We start from the raw sequence: 10,758 nt of genomic DNA, 5'->3' as shown, positions 1-10,758 counted from the left end.
TTTTATCTCAGCCCTTTCTTTGTATACGGATTTTTATTCTGGGACGGTCTCAAATAGTAGAGTGAAAAAGCTCACTCTTCCATGAAACGCTTCTCCACGGAAGAGTGAGAAAAAAAAAAGTGTTCACTCTTCCGTGAAGGTAGGTTTCACGTTAAAGTGGAGCGAAAAAGGAGTCTCACTCTTTCCTGAAATGCCTCTCCACGGGAGAGTGAGACCCAAAAGTCTTTTATTTTTCCTTGAAAGTAGCATCATTTTGATACTGAAGAAAAATTTTCTAATTTATCAAACTTCCTCACTTACAGAAACGTCTTTTTTACGCCGTGTTAACATAAAGGCTGTAAGCCAAGCAGTAATCGGTATGATCAAAATGGCGCCTGTTCCAATACAGAATATGGAAATGACTTCTGAACTGAATACCTTAGAATTGATCACTTCACCAAACGAATAAGATAAGTCTTTAAACCAAACGATTAAGGCTAAATATCCACCAATAAATGCGAAATACAAAGTGTTTGTTGTAGTGCCCAGAATATCTTTTCCAACATTCATACCGGATTTGAAAAGAGAGCGTTGGTCCATGAATGGATTATGAATAAAAATTTCATTCATTGCGGAAGAAATGGAAATAGAAGTGTCTGTAATAGCTCCTATAGAACCCATTATGATAGTACAACTAGCGATTTCAATAAAATTCACACCAACATAGAGATTGAAGAAAGAAAGCTCTTCTATCTCTTCTATGCCAAATCCCTGTATCATAGATTTTTCAACAAATATAAAAATAAGCCCGACTAAAAAGAATAAAGTCATCAGTGTTGCAATAAATGAAATAACGGATTTAAGATTTATCGTATTTATATAAAAGAGGTTGATGCAACTAATAAGGATACAAGCAATCATGGTTAGAAAAATAGGATTAAATGCTTCTCGCGTCATTAAGAGTATCGCTAAAAGAGTGATACCAAAGTTTAAAAAAAGAGCAATAAACGATCTTGTCCCTTTTTCGCCACTGATCAATTTCATTAGTACAAATAAAATAATCGATAGGCACACTAAGACATTCATTTAGGTGACCTCCTTTTTTGAATGAAATAAGTTGCAGTATAAATGCTTATTGGAATGGTCAATACAATTCCAATACTTCCAACGAGTGCGCGGGTCAATTCTAAGGATAAATTCATCGCTAATGTGTAACCTAGCGTAGAACCGTTTTTTAAGTAGAGAAGAATCATCGGTATGCTTCCACTGACATATGCAAAAAACAAAACATTTGTCATAGTACCCATGATGTCTGCACCAATTTCCTTTCCAGAAGCTTTTAAGTTCTTTAGGGGAATGGAGTTGTTTTTATCGTACAACTCATAAAGAGAAGAGGTGATCGTAATCGCAATATCCATAACAGCACCCAAAGAACCAACTAGAATGCTAGCTAAAAATATTTTTTGTGGAGATCTGGTTATAAAAGCCATCTCCTCATATCTAAGTCCTTTTTCCGCGGTTAACTGCATGACAATATAAGCAATAAGAAGAGCGGAAAATGTTCCCGTCAATGTGGCTAAGATAGCAGCATATGTTTTCTCAGTATTTCCACTAACCAAGAATAGAGAAGTAATCGTGAAAAAAACGACTAAACCACTGCATATAAGCAGTAAGTTAGCATCTTCTGAATTTGCATAGACAGTTAATGCGAGTGATAATACTAAGACGTTAATGAGTAAACTGACTAATGAAAACCAGCCGCTTCTCTTTCCAACCAGTAGTACCGTTACTATAAATAACCAAGTGGCTGCTAAAACAAAGGTATCTCGTTTTGGACCGTCAATGCTTCCACTTAACTCACTGCCTGAATTCTTTTGGATGGAAACAAAAATTTCATCACCTATTTCATACTCGTGATCATATGCTCCAGATAGAGAGTAGGTATTTTCTAGTGTGATTAATTCATCCTTTTGTTCGCCATTTACTAGTTTCCCAACTAGAGTTTGATCAAACAAACGATCATTAGTAGTTGGATCGTTAGAGCTTTTTTGTTCGTTAAGAGTTACTGTTACGACTTCTGCTATGGAATCATCATATAAATAGAAATTATTTTGTACAAATAACATAGATAGGATGACACACAGAAAAATACTGCCGTATAAATAACTAGACTTTTTATTCAAATAGATACCTCCAGTATAAAGATGAATCATGCAAAATAAGCATGTTTATTGTAACATATATTGTTTTAATGACTATTCTAGCTAAAAAATTAAGTGAATTTGATTTCGCGTAGCATGACCCATATAATAGCAGTGTGATAAGAATAGTGGGAACAACAAATAAATGAGTGGATTATCCAGTAGAATGATTTGCCCAAAAGGAGTGTAATATGAAGCAGAAATTTATAACTGATTTTGAGATTATGATTCAAAGTATTCAATCTGTCTCGTCTCAACAATTTGCAGGTACAATACTTTTATTCGTAGTCGAAGGAAATTTTATGGTTTCTATGGATGTGAAAGATTACCACTTGCAAGAGAGCGATATTCTAATAATCAATCGAAATACCATCTATAGTATTTCTGGAGATTCAAACAATGTTCTTGTTTCTCTTTCAATTACGAATCACTTTTTTAAAATGCAGTATGAGGCTTATTATCATTATATATTTGAATGCTTCTCTAAAAATATTGATACCGGTCGTGAGGAAGTTTTAGCGCAATTGCGTCGTTTATTAGCTAAAATAGTCATCTCTCATTTACAGAAAAGTGAAGATAGTTCCGTTAGCGTTCAAAGTGATCTTTATCAAATTTTATTGATGATGATTCGTTTTTTCAAAAAAAGCATTCCTTATCAAGAACAAATTGAACTTGAGGATGAGCGAATCACACGTATTCTAAATTATATAGAACACCATTATGGTGAACCTCTATCACTGACAGATATGGCAAACCAAGAGTTTCTATCGTCTTCTTACTTTTCTCGTTATTTCAAACAATTTGTAGGCATTAATTTTTCGAAATATTTGACTAGTGTTCGACTTAAGCACAGTAAAGAAGATTTGGTTCATTCCTCGGATTCGCTCTTTCAGATTGCATCTCGTAATGGATTCACTACCGCAAAACAATTTGCACTTGCTTTTAAATCAACTTATCAACAAACGCCAGCTAATTATCGAAAAAAACATAAATCTGCTGCTCTTATAGAAGGAGATAGTGCTAGGAATAATAGTGGAAAATCTAGTATTTTAGATTCTCCATAAGTGTTGGTGAAATTGACAAAGTATTGTGATAAAGAAATGAACCAGTCTCTTTTAGGGAATGATTTTACAAGTGAAAAATTACTTGTTTCGCCAATGGAGCAAACAAAAAATACGCTTATGCATGAGAAACACATTGTTTTTGTTGGTGAATTAAAAGATGTTTTAAATGAAAATATAAAGAAACAAATTTTGATGACGCACAGTTCAATGAAAATTGACTATATTGGTATTCGTAATTTAATAGGCGGGTCAACAATTCTCCCAGAAGTTAACACAGATGAAACAATTTCTACTACTTCAAGCTATGCCAATTCTGATCTGGCTTTACGAACAATTAAAGAGTTAGGATTCAGTGTATTTCTGCGCATCAATGTAAATGAAATACTTTATTTTAAAGATTATTTTTCTAGGTTAAAGGCATTTTTAAATCACACCATCCAAGTCTTTGGGAAAGATTTTGTTAAACAGTGGCATATTCTTTTTTATGCCCCAAAAGAAACAAAACTTGATCCTATGATACTAGAAGACTTATATGAGACTTTGCACGGGATTTTAAAAAAGAAATCGTTGCATATTCAGTTGGGTGTTTTTTTACCTTTTGATGAAGAGAAGATGAAAACTGTGAGTAGTCATATGTGGGTGTTGAAAAAAGCAAATAGTATTGATTTTATTAGTTTTGATGCGAATCGGAATACGGATATTAATTTTGATGATACAAGTGATCAAAATTTTATTAACTCGCAAAATTACCACATAAATAAAACAAAAAAATTAAAACAATTTCTTCAGAAGAATGGCATTAGAAAACCATTATTCCTTGATATGTGGAATACGTTAACGGGAGATTCACGGTACATCAATGGCACATTTTTCCGTGCAGCTCTTATTTTTAATACTGTAATAGAATTAAGTCAAGAGGTACAAGGGTTAGGTTTTTGGATCAATAATGAAATTCATGAGCGCATTCATAATAGTACAGACCTTGTTTCAGACGGGCTTGAGCTTTTTCATTATTTTAATGGGAAACGCCCGGTGTATTATGCGATGTTTTTTAAAGAACGATTATATGGAACCATCTTATCAGAGGGTGAAAATCATCTGATGACAAAAAATGAAGATGGGTATCAATTAGCTATTTTTCACGAGCGAAATTTTAATCCCCGTTATTCAGTTGATGAATTATTTTTGCGACAGCATAGCAAAGAACTACAAGTGACCCTTGATAGTTTGGATCCTGGTGAGTACCAAGTTACTCGGTTTAAATTTGATCGTAAAAATGGCGCTCTCTATGACAACTTAAGAAAGATAAATAGTAAGCATGGCATTAACCAAGACGTGATGAAGTATATTATTTCTACCGCAACCCCAGATGTAGAAATAAAAGATGAAATCATCAATGGGAAATGGTCTTTTTACGCCTATATGGATATAAATTCTATTCATTTTATTGAGTTGAAAAAAATTGAATTAGATCTGTAAAAGTTACAATAAAATAGTTTGAAAAATAAAATATTTATTCTAGTGATTATCAGTAGAATGGGCATTTATTTTTTTTAAAAGTAAAAAGATGAAAAAGAAGCACATTTCTTGACCTGATATAGACCATTTAAAAAGGATGAAGGCAAAAAAGAATCCTTTTGGGTAAAGTTTTGACCTACTTTTTTTCTAAATCAGATCTAAAATAGAGTAGTAATGAACGAATGAGCAAATTCATTCGCTTCGAATATAAAATAGGAGGTTACATTATGAATGAATCAATAAAAAATAGTCTGTTTGAAAAAATGAACGAGAAACAAGATCGCATGATTGACATACGTCGTTATTTACATGAGAACCCTGAATTATCTTTTCAAGAAGAAAAAACGGCAGCTTATATTGCAGATTTTTATAAAGATAAAGATTGTGACGTACGTACAAATGTAGGTGGACGTGGAATAGTTGTAACAATTGATTCAGGTAACCCTGGAAAAACAATTGCGATTCGTGCGGATTTTGATGCCTTGCCGATTCAAGAAGAATCGGATGTTCCTTTTCAATCAAAAAATCCAGGAGTGATGCATGCTTGTGGACATGATGGTCATACGGCTTATATGTTGATTTTAGCAGAATCTTTAATTGAAATAAAAGAACAATTAAACGGGAAAATTGTTGTGTTGCATCAACATGCTGAGGAAATGCCGCCAGGTGGCGCGATTCAAATGATTGAAGATCACGCATTAGATGGTGTGGATAATGTTTTTGGGATTCATGTGATGTCTCAAATGGAATCAGGCAAACTATTTTACCGTCCTGAAAATATCCAAACTGGACGTGCAAATTTTCATGTTAAAATCCAAGGTGTCGGTGGGCATGGTTCTTCTCCGCACAAAGCAAATGACGCAATTGTAGCAGCAAGTTATTTTGTAGTGGCTGTGCAATCTATCGTGAGTCGTCGTTTGAATCCATTTGAAGTTGGTTCAATTACTATTGGGAATTTTGATGGACGTGGATCATTTAACGTCATTAAAGATGCTGTTCAATTAGATGGCGATGTCCGTTCAATGTCTGAAGAAGTGCGTACAATAGTTGAAAAAGAAATTCGGGCTAAATTAGATGGTATAGCAGCTATGTTTGATGTTACGTATGAGTTGCAATATGAAAATGATTACCCTGTTTTATATAATGATCCAGATTTAACAGAAGAAACGATCAGTCATTTGAAACAAACAACCATTCCTGAATTAAAAGGAATCGAAATGTGTGATGCACAACCCCCCTCAGAAGATTTTGCTTATTATGCAAAAGAACGTCCAAGCATGTTCTTTTATGTTGGTGCTGCTCCTGAAGAAGGCGAAGCTTATCCACATCATCACCCTAAGTTTAAAATCAGTGAATCAAGTTTAATCGTTGCTGCAAAAGCTATGGGTTCAATTGTAGTGGACTATCTAGTAAAAGGAGAATGGAAACAAGTTATAAAGGAACGAATAAATTAATCGTTGGTATCGTTTTTGGTGTTATTACATTTTGGTTATTTGCTCAAACCATGTTAAATATTGGTCCTGCGGTGCAGGATGATTTAGGAATCTCATCTAGTATTTTAAATATAGAAATTAGCTTAACAGCATTGTTCTCTGGTATGTTTATGGTTGGAGCAGGAGCAATGGCTGATAAATTTGGTCGTGTGAAGCTTACAAAAATTGGTTTGGTTTTAAGTGTCATCGGATCTTTGTGCTTAGTATTTGCACAAGGTTCAGTATTGTTGATTATTGGTCGTGTGATCCAAGGTTTTTCAGCAGCAACGATCATGCCCGCGACATTATCACTTATGAAAATTTATTTTGAAGGCCCAGACCGTCAACGTGCACTTAGCTACTGGTCTATTGGATCTTGGGGTGGTTCAGGGATCTGTTCATTATTCGGTGGAATGGTTGCCACTTATTTAGGGTGGAGATATATTTTTATTTTTTCAATTATCTTTGCTATTGCTGGTTATTTATTAATCAATGGTACACCCGAAAGTAAAGTTGCTGCTAAAGATAACAAAAGGTTCGACTTTGGTGGATTGTTTAGTTTTGTGATCATGATGTTAACATTCAATTTATATATTACAAATGCTTCTTCTATTGGTTGGTTTAGCCCAGTAGCAATTGCATTTATCATAATATTTATTCTTTCAACTGTTATTTTCTTCAAAGTTGAAACAAAACATTCAAACAGCTTAATAGATTTTTCATTATTCAAAAATAAAGCATATAGTGGTGCAACATTATCAAACTTCTTATTAAACGCATCTGCAGGTACGATGTTTGTTGCAAATACGTATGTTCAAATGGGTAGAGGATATTCTTCATTTCAATCAGGTTTATTAACAATTGGTTACCTAGTTTGTGTATTGTCATCTATTCGCTTAGGTGAAAAAGCATTGCAAAAACACGGCGCTCGTAAACCAATGTTACTTGGTACAAGCATTGCCGGTGTTGGGATTCTTCTAATGTCTCTAACCTTTATATCAGGTACTTTTTATTCTGTTCTTGTATTTGTGGGTTTTGCTTTATACGGTCTAGGACTTGGTTTTTATGCAACACCTTCTACAGATACAGCTATTTCTGCAGCACCTGCAAGTAAAGTTGGTGTAGCATCTGGAGTATACAAAATGGCTAGTTCTTTAGGTGGAGCTATTGGTGTAGCTATCTCATCTAGTGTTTACTCAATATTAGCAGCAAAGGGTTCTTTTGAATTAGCTGGTATGTCTGGATTATTAGTTAATGTATTATTTGTGGCAATTGCTGTGATTTCTGTAGTGATTACAGTTCCACGTGAATCAGAACATGCTTTACCACATACAATTTAAATTTTTACTATGGAAATAGATCTGCAGAAGTTCACTTGAAGGTGTGTATGCAAGTCTTTTTTTGATTAAAAACCTGCTTTTTCGTGTCTTTCAGCGAGTATAGCAGTATTTTCGTGAACTTGTTTTTTACCTAATGGATAGATGATAGATGAAGAAAAGTATGTCAGGAGTTTGAATGGTAGCTATAATAATTCCGACTAATGCATGATTTGTTGTTAATCATTTGATAATGGTTTTGATTTGTGTGCCAAAAGATTCTTTTGGTCGATCACTAGTGTTAGGTAATTGAATCCGTTATGTAAACGATAAAGTATTATATTAGGATACTTTAAGGCGTGTTTTAGTATCTTTTAATCCTCAATTATTCATGCTAAGATAGTGATAGTTGTACTTTTACTTTATTTTACTAAAGAAATTAATTGTTTGGTTTAAAAATATAGACGAAATAAGGAGATTGCTATATTACATAGATAACGGGGCAATGTGTAATGTTAAATGAAAGCGTATTTAAAATCGTGTTTTTTATTAGTAAAAATAAAGTAGGAGGAACTTCGTTTGAAGATGAAGCCTTAAAAGCAATAACAACTAAGGGTCAAGTTTAATAAGGTATAAAAATAAATTTTGAATATGAGGAGATAAAGAGATGTCTGAAAAAGAACGAATGGTAGCAGGAAGATTGTATCTTGCACAAGGAGAAGAATTGAAAGCTATGCGACAAAAAGGACAACAATTAGTTCGATTATTTAATGGCACAACTGAAGAGGAAAAACCGTATCGTACACAACTGTTAATGGATATTTTTGATGATGTAGCAGGAGATATCTACATTGAGCCGACTTTACGAGTCGATTATGGGAAAAATATTACTATTGGCAAAAATTTTTATGCAAACTTTGATTGCGTTATGATAGATGTTGCTCCAATCAAGATTGGGGATAATGCTATGTTTGGGCCACGAGTATGCTTGTATACAGCAGGTCATCCGATTGACCCAACTGTACGCAACAGTGGATTGGAATTTGGGACATCGATTACTATTGGAAATAATGTTTGGATCGGCGGAAGTGCCGTAGTGAATCCAGGTGTGACAATTGGAGATAATGTCGTTATCGGGTCTGGATCTGTTGTAACGAAAAACATTCCATCGAATACGATAGCTGTTGGAAACCCTTGTCGGGTTATTCGAGACATCACTCAAGAAGACAAAGCCTTCTGGGAAGATAAACAAGCTGCTTACTGGACAGAAATCGCGAATGAACAAAATACTACAATCAAGGAAGAGGTCTCTAAATGAAAATAGCACATGTAGCATTATGGACCAAAGATATTGAACGAATGCGCCAATTTTATGAAACTTATTTTAAAGCTCAATCTGGAGAACGTTATGAAAACACTAATCGAGGTTTTGCCAGTTACTTTTTAACTTTTTATGAATCAGAAGTACGATTAGAATTGATGCAACAACCTACTATTACTTATCGACCAGAAGAAACACCATTAGGTTGGGCACATTTAGCTATTAGCGTGGGCAATGAACAAGCAGTCAATGCTTTAACCAAGGCTATTTCAGATGATGGGCATACGGTTATTGGTCAACCTCGTTGGACAGGAGACGGGTACTATGAAAGTGTTGTAGCCGATCCTGAAGGAAATTGGATAGAAATTACGATTTAAAACATATAAGGAAACTAGACTGTACTTTTTTGAGTAACAGATTAGCTTAAGTAATCAAACATGAAAAAAGAGGTCAGATAATAATCTGGCCTCTTTTTGATATCCATGTATAAATAGAAATTTATACCGATATAAGAAATACTGAAAATTAGGTTATTTCATAAAACGGTTTTATCTTAAACCAATAATAATCCATCTAAATCGATTATTTTAATTTGTTTGTGTGTCAGTTGTTTGATTAAACCTTTATCTTCTAATTCATTGAATTTACGGCTGATGGTCTCAGGAGTGGTTCCCAAATAAGAAGCCAAGTCTTTTTTACTCATGGGTAAAGTGACCTCAGTTGTTTTAGGTAATTCTTCATTGAGTATGTCGACTAAAAATAAGGCGATACGAGTTTCAACCTTTTCTGTTGCAAAGCGTGAAGATTGTTTTTCAGATGCTTCAAGACGATTTGAAAATTCAGCCAAAATTTTTAGAGAAATAGAGGGGTACTTCAATAGGAAGTCTTGTAAATCTGAACGATCGATCCGGCAGATTTTTGTATCTATCATGGCTTCCGCATAAGTCTCATGCGTAGATTCAGAAAACAAAGCCATTTCACCTGTGAAATCGCCAGGATTTAAAATTCTAACTAGTTGCTCTTTTCCAGATTCTGATAATCTGTATATACGAACTTTTCCTTTATGAATAATGTAAAGAGAAGTTGACTCATCTCCAGCATGATAAATAAGTTCTTGCTTTTTATATGAAACAGATTGAGTGGTCAACGTTATTTCGTCTAACTGTTCCTTTTCTAGGTGATTAAAAATAGGAACTAAAGATACACAGCCTGTATGTGTTGGAACACCGTTTTTAGGGTATATAGCGTCTTTAGACATTGTTTCCCTCCATTAATGAATTTTTTTAGTTGTAACGTTTATGTTTGTTGAGTTAAGTATAACAATTTCAGATGCATTGTTCGAGTTAAGTTGCAAAAGATTACGGGTATTTCTATTCAGTCTTGCCATTCTATTGCTGTAATAGGTTTTTTTAGACAGATTTTTTTATTCTAAGTTAAATAGTTGCAAAACCGTAGCGATTTCCTCATTAATATAGTCGATTAGCTATTAACTATTTTTTACTGTTCTTTATAAGGGTGTCTTGCGTTTGAGAAGTCGATAAATAAATTGCTTTAAATAAGAATACCCTATATATATAAAAGACCCCGACTTAAAAATCGGGATCTTTTTTTATGTTTTTAGTATTCTATGTGATTTAACTTATTAAGAGAATTTAGAAGATAATACTGAATAACCTAACTTTTGAATCGTGTCTTGAATAGCGTTGGCTTCGATTTTAGATTCATCGAATTGTGTTCTTACTTTACTGGAATTGAATAGCACCTTTACGGAGTCAATTCCTTCTGTCTTAGTTAAAGTGCTTTCAATTTTCTTAATACAAGATGGACAAGTTAATGGTTCTAATTGATATACGGCTTTTTTCATGATATTTCCTCCTATCAGTTAAT

General features: G+C 33.8%; 10 protein-coding genes. 6 read left to right on the top strand and 4 right to left on the bottom strand.

Annotation, left to right across the window (positions count from 1 at the left end):
- Positions 1–282 precede the first annotated feature (282 nt).
- A complete protein-coding gene (locus tag ABS916_RS08655; RefSeq protein WP_350451502.1) occupies positions 283–1,065 on the bottom strand; it encodes a YibE/F family protein in 783 nt (260 codons plus the stop codon).
- On the bottom strand, positions 1,062–2,162 hold the full coding sequence (locus ABS916_RS08650; RefSeq protein WP_350451501.1) for a YibE/F family protein: 1,101 nt from the start codon (positions 2,160–2,162) through the stop codon (positions 1,062–1,064). The genes ABS916_RS08655 and ABS916_RS08650 overlap by 4 nt, the downstream gene beginning before the upstream one ends.
- Before the next feature lie 209 nt (positions 2,163–2,371).
- Here ABS916_RS08650 and ABS916_RS08645 point away from each other — a divergent pair, with 209 nt between their 5' ends.
- The 6 genes from ABS916_RS08645 (at position 2,372) to ABS916_RS08620 (ending at position 9,248) form a co-directional block, all read left to right on the top strand.
- Entirely contained in the window at positions 2,372–3,244 is an 873-nt protein-coding gene (locus ABS916_RS08645; RefSeq protein ID WP_350451500.1) for a helix-turn-helix domain-containing protein, read from the top strand.
- A gap of 6 nt (positions 3,245–3,250) precedes the next feature.
- Positions 3,251–4,723, top strand: a complete 1,473-nt coding sequence (locus ABS916_RS08640) for a GH39 family glycosyl hydrolase (protein ID WP_350451591.1) — start codon at positions 3,251–3,253, stop codon at positions 4,721–4,723.
- Positions 4,724–4,986: 263 nt separating this feature from the next.
- On the top strand, positions 4,987–6,216 hold the full coding sequence (locus ABS916_RS08635) for an amidohydrolase (protein ID WP_350451590.1): 1,230 nt from the start codon (positions 4,987–4,989) through the stop codon (positions 6,214–6,216).
- Positions 6,183–7,574 carry an MFS transporter gene (locus ABS916_RS08630; protein WP_350451499.1) on the top strand — a complete coding sequence of 464 codons (1,392 nt, stop codon included), beginning with the start codon at positions 6,183–6,185 and terminating at the stop codon, positions 7,572–7,574. The genes ABS916_RS08635 and ABS916_RS08630 overlap by 34 nt, the downstream gene beginning before the upstream one ends.
- Before the next feature lie 643 nt (positions 7,575–8,217).
- On the top strand, positions 8,218–8,868 hold the full coding sequence (locus ABS916_RS08625) for a sugar O-acetyltransferase (RefSeq protein ID WP_350451498.1): 651 nt from the start codon (positions 8,218–8,220) through the stop codon (positions 8,866–8,868).
- Positions 8,865–9,248 (top strand): VOC family protein, encoded by a 384-nt coding sequence (locus tag ABS916_RS08620; RefSeq protein ID WP_350451497.1) that lies wholly within the window; start codon positions 8,865–8,867, stop codon positions 9,246–9,248. The genes ABS916_RS08625 and ABS916_RS08620 overlap by 4 nt, the downstream gene beginning before the upstream one ends.
- 176 nt (positions 9,249–9,424) lie before the next feature.
- Here ABS916_RS08620 and ABS916_RS08615 read toward each other — a convergent pair whose 3' ends face one another.
- Together ABS916_RS08615 and ABS916_RS08610 are read right to left on the bottom strand one after the other, a co-directional pair.
- Entirely contained in the window at positions 9,425–10,129 is a 705-nt protein-coding gene (locus tag ABS916_RS08615) for a Crp/Fnr family transcriptional regulator (protein WP_350451496.1), read from the bottom strand.
- Between the two features lie 384 nt (positions 10,130–10,513).
- Complete coding sequence (locus ABS916_RS08610) at positions 10,514–10,735, bottom strand: heavy-metal-associated domain-containing protein (protein ID WP_350451495.1); 222 nt, start codon at positions 10,733–10,735, stop codon at positions 10,514–10,516.
- Positions 10,736–10,758 lie beyond the last annotated feature (23 nt).

Source organism: Carnobacterium sp., from assembly GCF_040274945.1.
Taxonomy (GTDB): domain Bacteria; phylum Bacillota; class Bacilli; order Lactobacillales; family Carnobacteriaceae; genus Carnobacterium_B.
This window is presented reverse-complemented; position numbering and strand designations above follow the sequence as displayed.

Excerpts from the sequence above, each read along its gene's own strand:
- ABS916_RS08655 (WP_350451502.1), bottom strand. The coding sequence starts at position 1,065 with ATGAATGTCTTAGTGTGCCTATCGATTATTTTATTTGTACTAATGAAA.
- ABS916_RS08645 (WP_350451500.1), top strand. The coding sequence starts at position 2,372 with ATGAAGCAGAAATTTATAACTGATTTTGAGATTATGATTCAAAGTATT.
- ABS916_RS08630 (WP_350451499.1), top strand. The coding sequence starts at position 6,183 with ATGGAAACAAGTTATAAAGGAACGAATAAATTAATCGTTGGTATCGTT.
- ABS916_RS08625 (WP_350451498.1), top strand. The coding sequence starts at position 8,218 with ATGTCTGAAAAAGAACGAATGGTAGCAGGAAGATTGTATCTTGCACAA.
- ABS916_RS08620 (WP_350451497.1), top strand. The coding sequence starts at position 8,865 with ATGAAAATAGCACATGTAGCATTATGGACCAAAGATATTGAACGAATG.
- ABS916_RS08615 (WP_350451496.1), bottom strand. The coding sequence starts at position 10,129 with ATGTCTAAAGACGCTATATACCCTAAAAACGGTGTTCCAACACATACA.
- ABS916_RS08610 (WP_350451495.1), bottom strand. The coding sequence starts at position 10,735 with ATGAAAAAAGCCGTATATCAATTAGAACCATTAACTTGTCCATCTTGT.